This is a genomic window from Nocardia sp. A7 (assembly GCF_046549215.1).
Taxonomy (GTDB): Bacteria; Actinomycetota; Actinomycetes; order Mycobacteriales; family Mycobacteriaceae; genus Nocardia.
In genome coordinates, this window is sequence record NZ_JAJPWE010000004.1 from 588,056 (window position 1) to 606,061 (window position 18,006).

Below are 18,006 nucleotides of genomic sequence, written 5' to 3' on the forward strand. Positions count from 1 at the left end.
GCCGACCGGCCGACCGCGGGCATGCACGCCGCGGCCGGCCGGATCGTGGCCCGTTACCTGACGGCGGCCGGGGCGAACGTCGAGCGCTCGAAGCGGCCGGCCGGGGCGAACTTCGCCAGCAACTCGCCCGCGTCCGCTCCGGTGACCCCGGTGATGTAGGCGGCGGCGTCGGTGGGGGAGTCGATCGGCAGGAACGGCTGTGGACGGTGCAGCAGGCCGACCAGGGCAGAGGCGAACTTCGGGTCGACGGCGGCGGTGGCGAAGAACTGGCCGCCGATGTCGGCGAATTCTGGGTCGCTGAGGAACAGCCGGGTCACCTTGGCGGCGGCGTCGCTGCGGGCGGCGAGGAATGCGGCGTACTGGTCGGTGATCCACTGCTCGTCGAACGGTCCGTCGTGCACGGCGGCGGCCGCGACCAGACGCTGCGCTTGGATCAGCCCGCTCTGCGCGCCCTGGCCCGCGACCGGGTCGTAGGTGACCGCGGTGTCACCGAGGGCGGCTACCAGGTGGCCGCTCGCGGTGCGTCCCACCCCGGCCCGCACGACCGGCCGAACCGCACCCTTGAGCCAGGAGTGCGGGTCTTCGGGGATCACCTGGGTGGCCTGCACCTCCGGCAGATCCCAGTCGATGTAGTCGCGGTAGAGGTCCTTCACGATCCGCAGCGCCGATTCGGCGGAATCGGCTGCGGCGAAACGGGTTTCCCAGTCGCTGCCGGGTCGGGCCCAGCCCAGGAACGCCCAGCTCGGGCCCGCGTCCTTGTGCAGGTACGGACCCCACCACGCCTCGCCCTGTTCGGCGAGAATGGAGAACAGGCTGTGCGCGCCGCCCGCCGGACTGCGGTGCGCGAACACCCCGGAGTCGAAGCCGAGGCCGGTCACGGTGACCGTGAGCAGCGAGCGCTGCGGCTTGTCGTAGACAGTGCGCTCTTCGTCGATCGCGAACAGGTCGGCCAGTCCGCCGCGGCCGGTGGCGACCAGGGTGAGCTCGTTGGCGGCGGCGATGGCGTCGAGGGATTCGACAGTGACCGGTTCGACGACGAAATCGCCGCCACGTGCGATGAAGGTGGTGAGTCGTTCGTCTGCCTTGAGGCGGGTGTCGACGGCGACGCCGACGTAGCCGTCGAAGGCGCCGTCGAAGGCGATCAGTTCGGCGTTCTCCGGTCCGGCGATGCGCACGCTGAGCCCGGTGTGGCGGGGTGCGCGGCCGGTGTAGCTGTCGAGTCCGAGCGCGGCCTCGGCCTGCTGGGTCTCGCCGAATTCCAGGGCGGTGCCGGTGGCGGGTACGTCGTTACGGAGGGAGCGTTGATCTCGGTCGCTGTAGAGGGTGACGGTGAAACCGGCGTCGAGAAGTCCTAGCGCCGCAGTGACGCCGGCTTGGCCGGCGCCGATTACCGCGGCCGAACGAATGGAGCGGGAAACGGGAGTCTGCGATGTCATACCGGAATGGTGCGCTCACGTTCGCTCGATGGTGAGTGTTGCGATCAGCGGGAATCGATCCAAATATGCAGTGCCGCAATGCATATGGAAATTGACCGGCACGCACCGATCGCGCCGGGACGGGGCCGTCCCGGCGCTGATCGTCGGCGGAGACGGTGGCCTACCCGGTGGGTGCCTCCACGGATTCGGGTCGCGACTGCGAGTGCGGCAGCACGGTGGAACGGGGACCGCCCAGGCGATATTCGGCGCCGCGATGTTGTGGCGGGAGCCGATCACCGGCCCCGAACAGGGCGTTGCGCAAGGTGCCCGGCTGGTATTCGGTTCGGTAGACGCCACGTTCGGTCAACACCGGAACAACATGGCGCACAACATCTTCGAATGTCCCCGGCGTGATCGCGTAGGCGAGGTTGAACCCGTCGAGGTCGGTGTCGGCGACCCACTCCTGCAACAGATCGGCGACTGTTTCGCCGGAGCCGGTGAACACCGGGCCCATGCCGCCGATGCCCGCCCAGCGCCCGATATCGCGCACCGTCCACTCGCGGCCGTCGTCGTCGAATTCCTGGAAGGCCGCGACCGCCGACTGGATGGCGTTGCTCTGCACGTCACCGATCGGGTCGTCGAGGTCGTACCGCGACAGGTCGATGCCCATCCAGCCGGACATGAACACCAGCCCGCCTTCGATGCTCGCGTAGGACAGATATTCCTCGCGTTCGGCCCGCGCGGCCTCGTCCGTCTCGCCGGTGATGATGGTGGCCAGCGCGTAGATCCTGGCCGCGTACCGGTCACGTCCTGCCGCCTCGAGCGCGTCGCGCACGCGTGAAACAGTCTGCGCAAGTACTCGTTTCGAAGGACCGGCAATGAAGATCGCCTCGGCGTTCTCGGCCGCGAACCGCACACCGCGCGGTGAGGCGCCCGCCTGATAGATCACCGGCGTCCGCTGCGGCGACGGTTCCGAGACATGGATCCCCGGCACCGTGTAGTGCTTGCCGTAATGGCCGATGTGATGCACCTTCGCCGGATCGGTGTAGATGCCGCGATCGGCGTCGCGCACCACCGCGTCGTTTTCCCACGAACCCTCCCACAGCTTGTAGAGCACCTCGAGGTATTCGTCGGCCCGGTCGTAGCGTTCGTCGTGGTCGAGTTGGTCGTCGGCGCCGAAATTCCTTGCCGCGGAGGGCAAGTACCCGGTCACCACATTCCAGCCGAGCCTGCCGTTGGTGAGATGGTCGAGGGTGGACAGGCGGCGGGCGAACGGAAACGGGTGTTCGAAACCGGTGCCGGTGGTGATCCCGAACCCGAGGTGCTCGGTCACCGCCGCCATCGCCGATACCAGCAGCAGCGGATCGGCGACCGGGGTCTGCGCGCCCTGGCGCAGCGCGGCGATGTCGTTGCCGCCGTATACGTCGTAGGTGCCGAGCACGTCGGCGATGAAGATCCCGTCGAACCGTCCGCGTTCGAGGAGTTTCGCCAGCTCGGTCCAGTAGCTGATGTCGGTGTAGCGGTGCGATTGGTCCTCGGGGTGCCGCCACAGCCCCGGCGACTGGTGGGCGACGCAGTTCATGTCGAAGGCGTTGAACCGGATCGGCCTGCTCATCGCGACGCCGCCGCGGAACGCTCGGTGCTCGCAGTGCTTGCCGTGCCGCGTTCGCCCGCGCTCCACCCGAACGGCAGGTCGGTGCCGTTGAGCAGGTAGTCGCCGACCGCGCGGGCTTTGAAGATGGCGGGATTGTGCACCGAGATGGTGCGGGCGTTGCGCCAATGTCGATCCAGGCGCAGCTGTTCGGACACGATCGAGGCCCCACCGAGGTCGAACAACTGGGTCGTGGCGGCGAGCACGATGTCGATCACCCCGAGTTGTGCTTGAGCGGCGGCCAATTCGGCTGCCACGAGATCCTGCTCGTCCTTCGCCCCGGCGTCGAGTACCCGGTCGAGCACATCCGCCACGGCCAGCACCGCGGCGCGCGCGGTGAACGCCGCGGCCGACAGTTTGCCGATCACCTGCTGGACGAGAGGATCTTCGCGCGGCAGATCGGCGGCGGCATGGGTGTAGGTGCGGGTGCGCGCGCTCACCCATTCCCTGGCATCACGTTCGGCGCGTTCGGCGATTCCCGCGAGCACCGCGAGCTGCACCAATTGCAGGTAGGCCGTGCCGTAGGTGGGGCCGGCGACGCCGTAACCGGGACCGAGAACTCGATCCGAGGCCACGACGACGTCGGTGAACTCGGTGGTGCCGCTCGCGGTGAGTCGCTGCCCGAATCCGTCCCAGTCATCGTGCTGCACAACACCTTCGGCGTCCGCGTCGACCAGCACGCCGAGCCGCTCGCCGTCACTGTCGGCGGCGACGAGGATGTGGTCGGCGAACAGCGATCCGGTGCTGTAGTACTTCACGCCGTTGAGCAGCAGCCGGTCTCCGTCGCGGGTCAGCCGAGTGCGGTACCGGTCGACCGCGCCGATCCCCGGTTCGGTGATCGCGTTGCCGACCAGCGTGCCCGCCGCCACCGCCCGCAACCACCGCTCCCGTTGCGGCCCCGCCTCCGCCAGGAGCTGATCTTCGACGAACGACCAGTGCACCCGCAGAGCCTGCGGCAGGTTCGACTCGGCCGCCGCCAAGTCGATGAGCAGCCGGAACAGCTGTCGCACGCTCACGCCGTACCCACCGAACTCCACCGGCACCCGCAACGCCCCGAACTTGGCCTCCTTCAGCCAGCCGACCTCGTCGAACGGCAGCCGCCGGTCGACTTCCCGGCCGACCGCGCCCGCGGCGATTCGGTCGAAGATCGGGGTGAAGACAGCATCCAGCTCGGAATCGGTGGTCGATGGCGCGGCGGTGGAAGTCATGCATCCACGATCGCGCAAGGCGATGCCTGATTCACGGGTTGCGCGCAGCGCGATCACAACGGATGCGACCGTACTCGATCAAGATCACCAGGCCACCATGGCGGAATTTCGGGGCGAAAAACGTCCATGAGGGCCTGGTGATCGATTGTCCAGTTCAGTGACAACCGACGCGAGGTCAGTGTCCGCGGGTGATCCAGTCCGCGAGGGCGGGTTTCTCGGTGCCGATGGTGGTGGTGTCGCCGTGGCCGGTGTGGACCGTTGTCTCCTCGGGCAGGGTGAGCAATCGGTCCCGGATGGAGTCGATGATCGTGTCGAAGTCGGAGAACGAGCGGCCGGTGGCGCCGGGACCGCCCGCGAAGAGAGTGTCGCCGGTGAACAGGGCCGCGAGGTCGGGGACGTGCAGGGAGACCGAGCCGGGGGAGTGGCCGGGGGTGTGCAGGATGTCGATATCGGTGCCCGCCACCGTGATTCGTGGTGCGTCGGCCAGGGAGCGGTAGTCGGCGGCGGGGTGGGTCATGCGCCAGAGGGGTTCGTCGCCGGGGTGGAGCAGGACGGGAGCGTCGAGGCGCTTGGCGAGTTCCGGGGCGACGGTCACGTGGTCGTTGTGGCCGTGGGTGCACAGAATCGCGGTGACCTGGCGGTCGCCGACCGCGGCGGCGATGGCGTCGGCGTCGTGGGCGGCGTCGACGACGAGCACCTCGGTGTCGTCACCGATGAGCCACACATTGTTGTCGACGTCCCAGGTACCACCGTCGAGCGCGAAAGTTCCTGAGGTGACGATTCTTTCGATGCGGATCACCAGACCACCACCGAACGCAGGACCTTACCGTCGGCCATCGCGGCGAACGCCTGCTCGACCTCGTCGATGCCGATCTTCTCGGTGACGAACCGGTCCAGCGGCAATCTGCCCTGCCGGTAGAGGTCGATGAGCATCGGGAAGTCGCGTTCGGGCAGGCAGTCGCCGTACCACGAGGACTTCAGCGAACCGCCGTGCGAGAACAGATCGATGAGCGGCATCTCCAACTTCATCTCCGGCGTCGGAACACCGACGAGCACCACGGTGCCCGCCAGGTCGCGGCCGTAGAACGCCTGCTGCCAGGTCTCCGGGCGGCCGACCGCGTCGATCACCACATCGGCACCGAAATCATCGGTGAGTTCCTTGATCCGCTCGACCACGTCTTCGCTGGTCGCGTCGATGGTGTGCGTGGCGCCGAAGTCCTTGGCCCAGTCCAGCTTTCGCTGGTCTCGGTCGATCGCGATGATCGTGGCGGCCCCGGCCAGGCGCGCACCGGCGATGGCGGCGTCACCCACGCCACCACAGCCGATCACCGCGACACTGTCACCGCGCGAGACGTTTCCGGTGTTGATGGCGGCGCCGATCCCGGCCATCACGCCACAGCCGAGCAGGCCCGCGACGGCCGGATCGGTCTCGGAATCGACCTTGGTGCACTGCTTTTCGTGCACGAGGGTCTTGTCGGCGAACGCGCCGACGCCGAGGGCCGGGGTGAGCGGGGTGCCGTCGGTGAGCGTCATCGGAACGCTGGCGTTGTGGGTGTCGAAGCAGTACCAGGGGCGCCCGCGCCGACACGCTCGGCACTCGCCGCAGACCGCGCGCCAGTTGAGGACGACGAAGTCACCCTCGGCCACATGGGTCACGGCGGTGCCGACGGACTCGACCACACCGGCCGCTTCGTGGCCGAGCAGGAACGGGAACTCGTCGTTGATCCCGCCCTCGCGATAGTGCAGGTCGGTGTGGCACACCCCGCATGCCTGGACGCGGACGACCACATCGTGCGGTCCCGGATCGGGAATCACGATGTCGACGGTTTCGACCGGCGCATCCTGCGCGCGGGCGATGACTCCGCGGACGGTGTCGGGCATGCGGACCTCCTCATGGTTGACGTGAGCTAGGTCAACGCTAGCGGGCCCACGCGCCTGATCAGTCCGGGATGGGTGGGATGTCCCCTGTCGGAGTGCCGAGTTCTTCCTTCACGTGATGCTCGACGAGCAACGGAACGTAGTCGCGAATGTGCACCTTGCCGAAGGCGTCGTACACGTTGTGCACGATGTCGGCGAGTTCGGCGGGTTCGATGGTCGGGTACCGGATGGTCAACCGCTCGATGACCTCATCGAGCTGTCGGTTCTCGTTAATGGTCATATTCCGGGCTTACCCGCAGATGTCGGAGATCAACGGGGTCGGTGCCTACTTCTCGTCGAAAACCAGATCTGTCGGCGGATGGGTGAGGCGGACCGTCGCGCCGTCGATCACCGTGATCGCGTCGAGGCCGGTGGTGGAGTGACCGGTCGACAGGATGAAGAAGCGGTCGGCCGCCTGGGCGAGAAAGGCGGGGAAGCCGTCCAGCGACAGATCGCCGTCGCTGAGTTCGAGGTAGTCGGCGAGGCGGCGGAACAGTTTCGGGAGCAGGACGACGTCGTCGGTCAGCGAGGTCGGCGTGGTCAGGGCGGCGCCCGCCGTTGTCGCGTCGGTTGGCCAGACACCGAGCCCGGCTCCCGCCGCGGCGATCGAGACGGCGGCGAACTCGTCGCGCAGGGCGGGAAACAGGCTGCGGTAGAACGTGGGATAGGCCAGGCCGGTCGCCAGCTGATGGTGGTTGAGGGTCAGGCGCAGCAGGGCGACGTCGACGAAGGTCTCGCTGCCCGAGTCGCCGGGCGCGGGCCCACGCCCGGCGAACGCGACGCAGCGCCCGTGCAGGTCGGCGCCGCGGGTCAGGATGAAACCGGGCACGTCGGCCTGGTCGGTGCCGGTCACCGTCTCGCTCGCATTGCGCATGACGCCGGTGAAACCCAGCCACGCCAGCAATTCCTCGGCGGCGGCACGCGCCAGCGGCAACGGCTGATGCATGCGGGTGCCGTGCCGGGGCGTGTAGTGCGTTTCGAGCGAATCGATGCCGTCGAGACGTAACTGCGCGGCACCCGAAGCGTTGCGTTTGATCCGGTGCGGACCGCCGACTCGGTCCCACAGGGCGAGGTCGTCGGGCCGGAAGCGCACCGAATCACCATCGGGCTGTGCGCCTTTGGCGACGAAGACTCCGGAGATCAGCAGAAACGGCATCGCGCGTCCTTCGGCTCGACGGTAACCGCCGACTCCGAAAGGGCGAGCGGCATGGATCTCGACCACGCTGTCGAACAGACACCCAGTCTGGGCACATGTTGTCCGGCAAGGCAATACGCGCCGGCGATGGCCCTTCGCTGTTCACCGGGCCTTCACCGTCAACCGTTCATCCGCTAGGTGCCTGCCGGGCCGATTCGTGCGAGCACCGCGTTGACCACCAGGCACGCGCTGTCCACCACATCGAGCAGCGGCTGGCGGTATTCGTCGAGCACCCATTTCTGGGCGATGACCACGATGGCGCCGACCAGGCCGAACAGTACTGTGCGCACGCTGACGGCCGGGTGGGTTTCCAGGTCGACGTGCGGGGTGATCAGGGCCAGACAGATGTCGACCAAGGCGTCGAGAACCCCGTAGTAGGCCCGGTCCACCGCGGGGCTCACGCCGAGGATCTCGAAGAACGCGATCCGGGGAACCCGGGGGTCGTCGTGGATGAGCTGGAAGTACGCGGTGAGGGCGACGCGCACCTGGACGTCGACGTCGGCGTCGGGATCGCGAAGGCCGGTATGGATCGCTTCGATCATCCTGGCGGCTGTCTCGCGATACACCTCGAGCAGCAGATCCTCACTGTCGGAGAAGGATTCGTAGAAGTAGCGTTTGCCGACCCCTGCCGCCGCGCAGATCGTGGTGACCGTGGTGTTGCGGTAGCCGTCGATACCGAAGGCGTCGGTGGCGGCTTCGAGCAGCCGGGCGCGGCGTTCCTGCTGACGTTGCCCCGGTGCGGCGCCGCGGTATCGGCGGCCGTCGTCGAGTTCGGGCGCTGTCACAGTGTCGATTCTGTCAGGTCGCCGCCGCGAGGTGCGCGCTGGCGCTGCCGATTGGTTGCCCAGAACATGTTCTTGCGATCGAACGTGACGCAGGCTACGTTACTTCCCAGTACGGGAACGTCGTGGTTCCCGATGGTGGGAGGGCTCAACCGAAGCATGATCAAACATCGTGGACGGCTGGCTGCGCTGGTCGCGTCCGTCGTCGTGTTGGCGGGCGCTGTCGCGTCCGCGCCGGTCGGACAGGCATCGCCGAACGCGGAGGGGCTCGACGCGCAGTTCGTGGCCACCCACAACGGGCCGCAGCAATACCCCAACGTCTTCATCGAGTGGGACGTGCCGATCACGATGAGTGACGGCACGGTATTGAAAGCCAACGTCTATCACCCGGCCGGGGCGGACGGTCAGCCGATCGCCGAGCCGACACCCACCATCGTCAACATGACGCCCTACACCAAGCTGGTCACCAACCTCGCCGACTCGGCGCTCGCGGTGCCCGGCCTGTCGGACGCGCTGATGCCGGCGCTGCAGAACCTGGACTTCTCGCCGTTCGGCTTCAGCAGCCTCAGCGACATGTTGAAGGCGCTGCCCGGCGGCGCCGCCCGCACGTTCGCCGTCGACCGGAACCTGATCCGCGGCGGCTACACCCAGGTGGTCGTCGACGTGCGCGGCACCGGTTTCTCGCAGGGCACCTGGCAGGTGTTCGGCGAACGCGAACAGCTCGACGGCGTCGAGGTCGTCGACTGGGCGGCGCAGCAGCGCTGGTCCGACGGCAAGATCGGGATGAGCGGCATCTCCTACTCGGGGATCAACCAGCTGCAGACCGCCCAGCGCCATCCCGAAGCGCTCAAGGCGATCTTCCCGATCGTCCCGGGTAACGACCTGATCCGCGATGTCGCCGCCCCCGGCGGCGCGCTCGGCATCGGCTTCATCCCGCTGTGGCTGCTCGCCGTCGACGGCGCGAAACTGTTGCCGGATGTGGTCTCGATCCTCACCGGCAAGTTCGACTGGACCTGGCTGGCCGACCGGATCCGTGACCCGTTCACCTTCTTCAACGTGCTCATCGCCGCCCTGTCCACGCCGACCGTCGAACAGATCCCGCCGGAGATGGCCGCGATTCTCGACGACGAGAGTCCGCTGCGGACCGCCTGGGTCGGCGAGCCCGACCAGGTGCGGGTGCCGACCTTCCTCTACGGCGGCTGGCACGACATCTTCACCTACTCGACCCCGCGCATCTACAACGCCGTCGATGTGCCCGCCGAGCAGAAGAAGCTCATCATGGGCGACGTCTACCACGTGACAGTCAGCTCGGGCCTCGGACAGCCGAATGCGCCCGCGCCGCTGGAATCGTTGCAGCGCGCGTGGTTCGACAAGTGGCTCAAGGGAATCGACAACGGCATCGACCGTTACGACCCGGTCACGCTGTGGCAGCAGGGCAGTGGGCAGTGGACCACCGATGTGGCGTTCCCGCGTCCGGGCATGCAGTACCGGCGGATGTATCTCGACGGTGCGTCGTCGGGGACCGCGCCGGGTGCGCGTCACGACGGCAGCCTGGTCACCGCACCCGGTGCGGCCCAGCGTCTTTCGGTCGATCCGAGCCTGACGACGATCTGTTCGCGCGATGCGGCGCAGGGCACGGCCGGACTGGTCCCGCTGCCGGATATCTGCGCCAAGGACGCCAGGATCAGTGAGGGCGCCGCGCTCACCTTCACCACCGCTCCGGTGACCCAGCCGACCAGGATCTCCGGTGAGATCGCCGCGCACCTCAACACCGTGCTCGACACCACCGACGGCTACTGGACCGTGACGGTGAACGATGTTGCGCCCGACGGCACTTCGACGGTGTGGTCCCAGGGCCAACTGATGGCGTCGCTGCGCGCGATCGACGAAGCCGAGTCGACCCGCTCGCCCAACGGCGACTACACCGACCCCTACCCGATCCTCACCCTCGACACCCGTCAACCGATCGTGCCGGGTGAGCCGACCACCATCGACATCGGCATCCGCGCCACCGACGGCGTGCTCTTGCCAGGGCATCGGCTGCGGGTGGACGTGTTCGCGGGCAACTTCCCCAGCGGAATCCCGTTGCGGCCGTTGCTGAACGAGAGCGGTCTGCGCACCCAACACCTCGAGCTGGATCCGTCCCGTCCGAGCTGGATCAACGTCCCCTTGGACACCGATCCCGGCTGGTAGGCGCCCTGGTCACGGCGGCGCCTGCGCCTGCAGCGCCGCCGTGTCCGGCTTCTCAGATCTGCGAGCGCAACAGCGGCTGGAGTTCGCTGCTGTAGAAATCGAGGAACGCGTCCATGTCCGGGCCCGCGTTCATCAGCACCACGTGATCGAAACCCGCGTCGACAGCCTTGCGCACCGCCTCGACGTAGGGTTTCGGATCATCGCCGCAGACAAAGGATTCGAGCATGTCGTCGACTCGCACGGTGCTCGACGCGGCGTCGAAGTTCGCCGGATTGGGTAGCTCGCTCGCGATCTTCGCGGCGCTGGGGCCGCCCGCCGCCACCGCGATCACCGGCAGCGTGTCCGGTAGATCGAACACCCGCGCGTCCGACAGCTCCAGGAACTCGCCGTAGTAGTTGCGATAGCCACCGCGCCAGAGCAACCGAATGATCTCGAGCGCCTCACGCAACATCCGCTGACGGATCAGCACCGGCGGGAATTCGTGCCCGACGATGTGCTCGTTGAGCCGCTCGCCCGACCCGATGCCCAGGGTGAATCGCCCGTCCGAAATCAGGGCGGTGGTGGCGGCCGCCTGGGCGATGATCGCGGGGTGATATCGGATGATCGGGCAGGTCACGCCGGTGGCCAGCCCGATTTCCTGGGTACGCGCGGCGATCGTGCCAAGGACCGTCCAGGCGAAGGGGGAGTGGCCCTGACTGTCGAGCCTCGGCCGCCAATTTGAATCCGAGCTGCATCGCGAACCTTTCGCAGTGGGGTCAGTCGCTCCACGCTTGCTGAGGCATAGCCTGCTCCTGTTCCGATGCGGAACGGCGGTCTGCGCGCGGTCGGGTCATGAATGATGGCGTCCACCTCAGGTGGGCGCCATCACAGTCTGGACCTGTGAATCAGGCGAGAAAATTGTAGATCATCGTAGCCATCCACTGAATGAAATCGGTGACCATATCGCCCACCTCCTTCCCTGACTGACCAGCTAGCTACCTGTTATGTCCGAAGAATCGGACGGTAAGTTCGCGGCATCATCGCTGGTAGTTGTTCTGATGTCTGACGTATCGCGAATACCCGAACTGCGATAGCAATAACATGGCTACCCGAAATTGATTCTTCTGACCTGGCACACTGTCGTGATGGCCGCACTCCGCAGCATGGCGAAGCGTGGCCAACGATGGATTCGCAGCGCGCCCGGCACCTACCTGTGGCTGACAGCCCTCGCCGTCACCACGGTGATCATCGACCGACTCCCGCCCGACGAAGCCGAACAATGGCTCGGCCACCGCTCGACCAACCTGCACCATCTCGGCGAAGATCCGCTGCGCGTGCTGATCAGCAGCGCGTTCTGGACCGACGGCAGCGGGTGGCTCGCCTACGCGGTGCTGTTCACCGTCTTTCACGCCAACGCCGAACGCTGGCTCGGCACCCTGCGCTGGCTGGTCGTGGTGGTGCTCGCGCATGTGGGCGCCACCTACCTCAGTCAGGGCGTCCTGCTGTGGGCGATCCGCAGCGACGACGCGCCCGAACGGGCGATGTTCATCCTCGATGTGGGCGTCAGTTACGGGCTGGCCGGGGTGGCCGCGGTGCTGGCCTACCGGTTGGTGACGCCGTGGCGGTGGGTCTACGTGCTCGCGGTCCTCGCCGTCGTGGTGCCGCCGATCTTCCTGAACCGCACGTTCACCGACATCGGACATGCCAGTGCCGCCGCCATCGGTTTCGCTTGCTACCCGCTGACCCGAGGCCGTGGGAGCGGGTGGGATCCGGGCGTATCACTGCGTCGGTTCTTCGCCGAACGCTGATTGCTGATGGTTAGCGATCGGGGACTGGCGGCCGTCGAGCGCCTTGCGCTCACTAGGGTGGGCTCGTGATCTTGCTGGCGATAGGTGTGGTTCTGCTCGGTGTTTTCGCGCTGCGCTTCCGTCGGGAGCGGCGCCGATTCAGCAACGCGGTGTTGCTGCTACTCGGAATTCTGTGTGTCGGCGCCGCATTGATCGGCACCGGCGCCGAAGGGGTGGGCCCGGAGACGCTGGTCTTCTTCGCGCTGGCGCTGTCGCCACTGCTCATGCTCGTACTGGCCGGGCTGCTGATGCTCAACGGCGTGGTGATGCTGCGCCGCGAGGGCATGCGACCGGCGAATCTGCTCTCTCCCGCGCTCGGCGTCGCGCTGCTGGTTCCCTACGCGCTGCTGGTGGTGGCGGTGCTCGCCGAGTGGGCGGTGTTCGGGGTGTTGCTGCTCGCGGTGGTGCTCGTCGCGGCCTATCTCGGCTTCGTGCTCGTCGCGTTTCTGCTCTATTCGCTGGTCTACAGCTGGGTGACGAGCACCGACGGCGCCGCCGCGATCGTCGTGCACGGCTCCGGCCTGCTCGGTGACCGGGTCCCGCCGCTGCTGGCGAGCAGGCTCGACCGCGCGATGGGTATCTGGCACGCCGACCGGGCGCACGGCCTCGCGCCGCTGCTGGTCGCCAGCGGTGGCAAGGGGTCCGACGAGAAGGTCGCCGAAAGTACCGCGATGGCCGCCTACCTCGTCGAACACGGCGTGCGCGCCGACGAGATCCTGCGGGAGGACCGCTCCACCACCACCCGCGAGAACCTCCTGTTCAGCCGGGAATTGCTGGCCAGGCAGGGGATCGAGAGACGCATCCTGCTGGTCACGAGCAATTTCCATGTGCTGCGGACCGCGTTGCTCGCCCGCTCGGTCGGCATCGACGCCCAGGCCGTCGGCGCACCGACCGCGCGCTACTACCTGCCCAGCGCCATCCTGCGCGAATACGTCGGGATCCTGGCCGAGCACAAGGTGCTCAACGCCGTGATGTGCGCGCTGCTGGTGGCGGCCCCGATCGCGCTGATGATCTTCGCCGAAGCGAGCTGACACAGTTAGGTGTTACTTCTCGTAATGGATAGTTGTATCCTCGAAACTACCGAGCAGGATGCAACGCCGCATCCTCGAGCACGCCAGTAAAGTGCACGGTTGATCGAGGAGTATCGATGAAGTTACTTCGCTGGAGAACCAACCATCCGGAGGTCGATCCGGGCACGGTCGCGCTGCACGCGCGCAATGTCGCCTTCGATTGGTCGGGCGTCGACCTGCAGTGGATGTCGGACGAACCGATCGCCAGTCATCTGATCAGCGCGCTGAACATGCTGCTGCCCGAGGGCGAGCGCATGTTCATCCAGACCTATCGAGAGGCGTTGCCCTTCGTCAAGGACGAGAAGCTGCGCGAGGACATGCTCGGTTTCATCGGCCAGGAGTCGATGCACGCGCAAACTCACGGCAAGGTGCTCGAGGACGTCTTCACCGCGCACGGCGTTGACGCGAGCCCCTATCTGCGCCAGATGGAATACCTGTTCCGCATCTCGCTCGGACCGCGCGGCGGTGACGATCGCGCCGGCCGCCAGATGCTGGTGGAACGCCTGGCCTTCATCGCCTGCCTCGAACACTTCTTCGCCTGGCTCGGCGACTGGATTCTCAACGCCGATCTGGAGCAGTTCGGTGCCGACCCGCGGATGGTCGATCTGTTCCGCTGGCACGGTGCCGAGGAGGTCGAGCATCGCAATGTCGCCCACGATGTCGCGGAGTATTTCGGGGTCGGTTACGTCCGTCGCTGTGCGTCGATGACGATGGTGTTCCCGATCTTCCTCGTCGTGCTGGTGCGCGGTGCGCGGTTCCTCGTGCAGCAGGATCCACAGCTGCCCGATCGGGGTTATGCACGGCTGCTCACCGGGGTGTTCGGGGCGATGTGGCGGGGCGCGTTGCCCGGCGTTCCGTCCTTGCTGGTGAGTGCGCTGTCGACCTTCCAGCCCGGCTACAGCCCGCAGACCGTCGGCTCGACGGCGCAGGCCATCGCCTACCTGGCCGCCTCGCCCGGTGCCCGCGCGGCGGCATCGTGACCGTGCGCGACATCCCCGCCGACCTCTACGGAAAGTACCGCCACGATCCGGCGATCAAGATCATCGACGCCATCGCGGCCACCCGATTGCGCTGGAGCGCGCTGGTCAACCGTGGTGACCTGCGGTCGCGCGTCGACGATCGCCGCCTACCGGTGGTGGTCACCGAACGTCGGATCGAGGCGCACGACCAGGACGTGGTGAGTCTGCGTCTCGAAGCCCCCGACGGGCGGGTTCTACCCCGCTGGCGCCCCGGCGCGCACCTGGATCTGGAACTGCCGTCGGGCAGGCTGCGACAGTATTCGCTGTGTGGTGATCCCGCCGACGAGCGCGCCTACCGCATCGCTGTGCGCCGCATCCCCGGTGGCGGCGGTGGCTCGCTCGAGGTGCACGACGAACTGCCACTCGGAAGCCGGTTGGTGGTGCGCGGTCCGCGTAATGCCTTCCCGTTCGCCGTGCCGGGTCACGGATCACCGTCGCAGCGACTACATTTCGTCGCCGGTGGCATCGGCATCACGCCGATCCTGCCGATGGCCAGGCTCGCACACCGGCTCGGCGTGCCGTGGACGCTGGTCTACAGCGGGCGCAGTCGCGACACCATCCCGTTCCTGGCCGAGATCGAAACCTTCGGCGCGAATGTCGTCGTCCGCACCGATGACGAACACGGCCTGCCCGCCGCGACGGATCTGCTGCCCGGCGTCGGTCCGGGCACCGCGGTCTACGCGTGCGGCCCGACGCCGATGACCTCGACGATCGTCGCCGCCGTGCGTGAGATGCCCGATGTGGAAATGCATTTCGAGCGGTTCTCCCCGCCGCCGATCATCGACGGCACCCCGTTCGAGATCGAATTCGCGTCCAGCGGTGCGGTTGTCACTGTCGACGCCGACCGCACCGTGCTCGACACGATCCTCGATTCCCGACCCGGTCAGCCCTACTCGTGCAGACAAGGCTTCTGTGGCACCTGCGTGGTCCGGGTTCGCGCAGGCGAACCGGACCATCGCGAGACCACGCTGTCCGAGGCCGACCATGCCGAGGGCGCCATGTTGGCCTGTGTATCCCGTTCCCGCGGTGAGCGATTGGTGCTCGACCTGTGATTTCTCTGCTGGACAAGGAGTCCGAACGATCATGACTAACGACAGCCCGCAGCCTGCCAACCAGCGCACCGTCCGCAGCGGTGATTTCGACATCGCCGTGTTCGAATACGGCGACCCGGCCGCCGACACCATCGTGCTCGTGCACGGCTGGCCCGACACGCATCACCTGTGGGACAGGGTGATTCCGCTGCTCACCGACCGCTTCCACGTGGTCGCCTACGACACCCGCGGGCACGGCGAGTCCACCCGCACCCAGCGCACCGACGACTTCCGCCTCGACGAACTCGCGCGCGATTTCTACGCCGTGCTCGACGTGGTGAGCCCCGACCGTCCCGTGCACGTGCTCGCCCACGACTGGGGCTCGGTGCAGGTGTGGGAGGCCGTGTGCGAGCCGCGGGCAGGCGAGCGCGTCGCCTCGTTCACCTCGGTCTCCGGCCCCAACCTCGACCACCTGTCCAGCTGGGTGCGTGACCGGCTCTCGCGCCCCACCCTGCGCAATGTGTGGCAGCCGATGACCCAGCTCGCCTCCTCGGCCTACACCTTCTTCTTCATGACCCCCGGGCTGCCGCGCGCCACCTTCAACGCCATCGGCACCGAAAAGCTCTGGCAGCGTGCGGTTTCCATCATGAACGACACCCCCGCGGCCAATGTGAAGCTCGGTCCGACCTTCCGCCGCGACATGGTGGACGGGCTGCTCATCTACCGCGCCAACATCGTGGCCCGGATGCTGTCCCCGCGTGAGCGCCGCACCGAGGTGCCGGTGCAGTTGATCGTGGCAGGCCGCGATGTCGCGGTGCGGCCCGCGGGCTTCGACGATGCGGGCAAGTGGACCGACCGGCTGTGGCGGCGCGACGTTCCCGCCGGCCACTGGATGCCGTTCTCGCATCCGGAACTCCTCGCGACCGCGACCACCGAGCTGATCGACGCACTCGACGGCGCGGGGGTCTCGCGGGGACTGGCCAGGGCTGAAGTAGGTCCTGCGCGAAGGGAATTCGAGCACAAGCTGGTCGTCGTCACCGGCGCGGGCAGCGGTATCGGCCGGGAGACCGCGCTGGCTTTCGCGCGACTCGGTGCCGAAGTGGTTGTCTCCGATGTCAACGAGCTCGCCGCCAAAGCCACCGCCGAGCTCGTCGCCGCGGAAGGTGGTGTGGCGCAATCCTATCCGCTGGATGTGTCGAACGAGGACGCGGTGCGTGCCCATGCCGACACCGTGATCGCCGCACACGGCGTACCCGATGTGCTGGTCAACAATGCGGGTGTGGGCCAGGCAGGCGGGTTTCTCGACACGCCGTCGGAGGAATTCGATCGCGTCCTGCGGATCAACCTCGGCGGCGTCGTCAACGGCTGCCGGGCGTTCGGCGCGGCGATGGCAGATCGCGGGCTCGGCGGGCACATCGTGAACCTGTCCAGCATGGCCGCCTACAGTCCGCAGCGCGACATGGCCGCCTACGCCACCAGCAAGTCGGCGGTGTTCATGTTCTCCGACTGCCTGCGTGCCGAACTGGCCGATCGCGGCATCTCGGTATCGACAGTGTGCCCGGGCATCGTGCACACGAATATCGTTGCCACCACTCGTATCTCGGGTGTCTCCGCCGACGAAGAGGCGGCCACGCAGCAGAAATTCGACAAGCTGTACGAGCGCCGCGGTTACACCCCCGACCGGGTGGCGGCGCAGATCGTGAAGGCCGTGCGGACCGGGCGCGACATCGTGCCGGTGACGCCGGAGTCGTGGGTGCAGTACCGGATCAACCGGATCGCGCCAGGCGCGGTGCGCTTCGCCGCACGTCGGATGAAGCTGGTCTGAGCGGGTTACGCCCGGCGCAGTTGCTCCTCCACGGCGGCGACGTGCCGGGCGTCCACGCCCCACGGGTTCTCGACGCCGACCTTTCGGTCCAGGTCCCACAGCACGCACTCTTCGTCCGGTCGCGCGACCAGCGACCAGGCGACCACGGTGCGGCCCAGTTGCTCGACCATGGTGCCGTGATCCTGCGTGCTCTCGCCGACGCCCTCGGGGAAATGGTGCAGGAAACGTCCGTACGCCTGCTCACAGAAGTTCGCGTAGAGCTGGGTGCAGAGGATGAAGCCGTGCCAGGCCTCGTCGACCGCGTGCGAGGGCATACCGATCACCTGGTCGTCGCGAACGGCGGCGCCGCAGCACCGTAACCATTGGCGCAGACCGGCTTCCACGAGGTCGCGGGGTTGCCACGGTGAGGTCTTGAAGATCGCATCGGGGAAGCGCAGGGCGTCGACGGTGCGGTCGACGGTGGGGAGGTCGACTTGCCGTCTGCCGGTCCGCGAGAAAGAGAACGCCACAATTCACTGTAAGGCCACTGGGCGTGGGGGTGCTGTGGGCGGGTTCGGGCATTAGCCTGCGGACATGGTGATGATGCTCGTGCTCGGTTTCGTAGCGGTCGGAATCGGTGTGGTGGTGGTGACCGTCGTGCTGCTGATTCGCAAGTTGAGTCAGCCGCCGGACGTCCGACCGCTGGACCGGCGGTGGGTGGCGGGGTCGGCCGGAATTACCGGTTACGTCGACGGCGCCTCGGGGCAGCCGTGGGATCCGGGCAGTCCTGGCGGCAGCTGCGGTGGGGGGTCGAACAGCGGTTGCGGTGGTGGGAGCAGCTGTGGTGGCGGGAGCAGCAGCAGCTGTAGCGGTGGCAGCAGCAGTAGCTGCAGCG

Annotated in this window: 15 protein-coding genes and 1 pseudogene; 6 read left to right on the plus strand and 10 right to left on the minus strand. The window is 67.3% G+C overall.

What is annotated here, in order from left to right; translation table 11 throughout:
* Positions 1-53: 53 nt before the first annotated feature.
* From ACLJPD_RS24665 to ACLJPD_RS24700, 8 genes are all read right to left on the minus strand, one after another.
* Positions 54-1,436 (minus strand): styrene monooxygenase/indole monooxygenase family protein, encoded by a 1,383-nt coding sequence (locus ACLJPD_RS24665; protein WP_410875153.1) that lies wholly within the window; start codon positions 1,434-1,436, stop codon positions 54-56.
* A 160-nt stretch (positions 1,437-1,596) separates the two neighbouring features.
* Entirely contained in the window at positions 1,597-3,030 is a 1,434-nt protein-coding gene (locus tag ACLJPD_RS24670; protein WP_410875154.1) for an LLM class flavin-dependent oxidoreductase, read from the minus strand.
* The gene (locus ACLJPD_RS24675; protein ID WP_410875155.1) at positions 3,027-4,274 is read right to left on the minus strand and encodes an acyl-CoA dehydrogenase family protein; all 1,248 of its coding nucleotides are present in this window, start codon (positions 4,272-4,274) and stop codon (positions 3,027-3,029) included. Before ACLJPD_RS24675 ends, ACLJPD_RS24670 begins: the two co-directional genes overlap by 4 nt.
* Positions 4,275-4,449: 175 nt before the next feature.
* Entirely contained in the window at positions 4,450-5,076 is a 627-nt protein-coding gene (locus ACLJPD_RS24680; protein WP_410875433.1) for an MBL fold metallo-hydrolase, read from the minus strand.
* Positions 5,070-6,155, minus strand: coding sequence for an S-(hydroxymethyl)mycothiol dehydrogenase (locus tag ACLJPD_RS24685; RefSeq protein ID WP_410875156.1), 1,086 nt, complete (start codon positions 6,153-6,155; stop codon positions 5,070-5,072). The genes ACLJPD_RS24680 and ACLJPD_RS24685 overlap by 7 nt, the downstream gene beginning before the upstream one ends.
* A gap of 58 nt (positions 6,156-6,213) precedes the next feature.
* On the minus strand, positions 6,214-6,432 hold the full coding sequence (locus tag ACLJPD_RS24690; RefSeq protein WP_410875157.1) for a three-helix bundle dimerization domain-containing protein: 219 nt from the start codon (positions 6,430-6,432) through the stop codon (positions 6,214-6,216).
* Positions 6,433-6,477: 45 nt separating this feature from the next.
* Positions 6,478-7,347, minus strand: coding sequence for a hypothetical protein (locus ACLJPD_RS24695; protein ID WP_410875158.1), 870 nt, complete (start codon positions 7,345-7,347; stop codon positions 6,478-6,480).
* 173 nt (positions 7,348-7,520) lie between these two features.
* Positions 7,521-8,171 carry a TetR/AcrR family transcriptional regulator gene (locus ACLJPD_RS24700; RefSeq protein ID WP_410875159.1) on the minus strand — a complete coding sequence of 217 codons (651 nt, stop codon included), beginning with the start codon at positions 8,169-8,171 and terminating at the stop codon, positions 7,521-7,523.
* A gap of 156 nt (positions 8,172-8,327) precedes the next feature.
* Here ACLJPD_RS24700 and ACLJPD_RS24705 point away from each other — a divergent pair, with 156 nt between their 5' ends.
* Positions 8,328-10,361, plus strand: a complete 2,034-nt coding sequence (locus tag ACLJPD_RS24705; RefSeq protein WP_410875160.1) for a CocE/NonD family hydrolase — start codon at positions 8,328-8,330, stop codon at positions 10,359-10,361.
* 52 nt (positions 10,362-10,413) lie between these two features.
* Here ACLJPD_RS24705 and ACLJPD_RS24710 read toward each other — a convergent pair.
* Positions 10,414-11,079: pseudogene (locus ACLJPD_RS24710) on the minus strand (TIGR03557 family F420-dependent LLM class oxidoreductase); the annotation flags it as partial.
* A gap of 406 nt (positions 11,080-11,485) precedes the next feature.
* Between ACLJPD_RS24710 and ACLJPD_RS24715 the strand changes: the two are divergent.
* The 5 genes from ACLJPD_RS24715 to ACLJPD_RS24735 all read left to right on the plus strand — a co-directional run bounded on the left by ACLJPD_RS24715 (position 11,486) and on the right by ACLJPD_RS24735 (position 17,132).
* Positions 11,486-12,148, plus strand: a complete 663-nt coding sequence (locus ACLJPD_RS24715) for a rhomboid-like protein (RefSeq protein ID WP_410875162.1) — start codon at positions 11,486-11,488, stop codon at positions 12,146-12,148.
* A 65-nt stretch (positions 12,149-12,213) separates the two neighbouring features.
* Positions 12,214-13,218: a YdcF family protein gene (locus ACLJPD_RS24720; protein WP_410875164.1), complete on the plus strand. Its 1,005-nt coding sequence runs from the start codon at positions 12,214-12,216 to the stop codon at positions 13,216-13,218.
* A gap of 116 nt (positions 13,219-13,334) precedes the next feature.
* On the plus strand, positions 13,335-14,237 hold the full coding sequence (locus ACLJPD_RS24725; RefSeq protein WP_410875166.1) for a metal-dependent hydrolase: 903 nt from the start codon (positions 13,335-13,337) through the stop codon (positions 14,235-14,237).
* Positions 14,234-15,328 (plus strand): PDR/VanB family oxidoreductase, encoded by a 1,095-nt coding sequence (locus ACLJPD_RS24730; RefSeq protein WP_410875168.1) that lies wholly within the window; start codon positions 14,234-14,236, stop codon positions 15,326-15,328. The genes ACLJPD_RS24725 and ACLJPD_RS24730 overlap by 4 nt, the downstream gene beginning before the upstream one ends.
* 31 nt (positions 15,329-15,359) lie before the next feature.
* On the plus strand, positions 15,360-17,132 hold the full coding sequence (locus tag ACLJPD_RS24735) for an SDR family oxidoreductase (RefSeq protein ID WP_410875170.1): 1,773 nt from the start codon (positions 15,360-15,362) through the stop codon (positions 17,130-17,132).
* A 5-nt stretch (positions 17,133-17,137) separates the two neighbouring features.
* On the opposite strand, the gene ACLJPD_RS24740 is transcribed toward ACLJPD_RS24735, so the two are convergent.
* Positions 17,138-17,641 carry a hypothetical protein gene (locus ACLJPD_RS24740; protein ID WP_410875172.1) on the minus strand — a complete coding sequence of 168 codons (504 nt, stop codon included), beginning with the start codon at positions 17,639-17,641 and terminating at the stop codon, positions 17,138-17,140.
* Positions 17,642-18,006 lie beyond the last annotated feature (365 nt).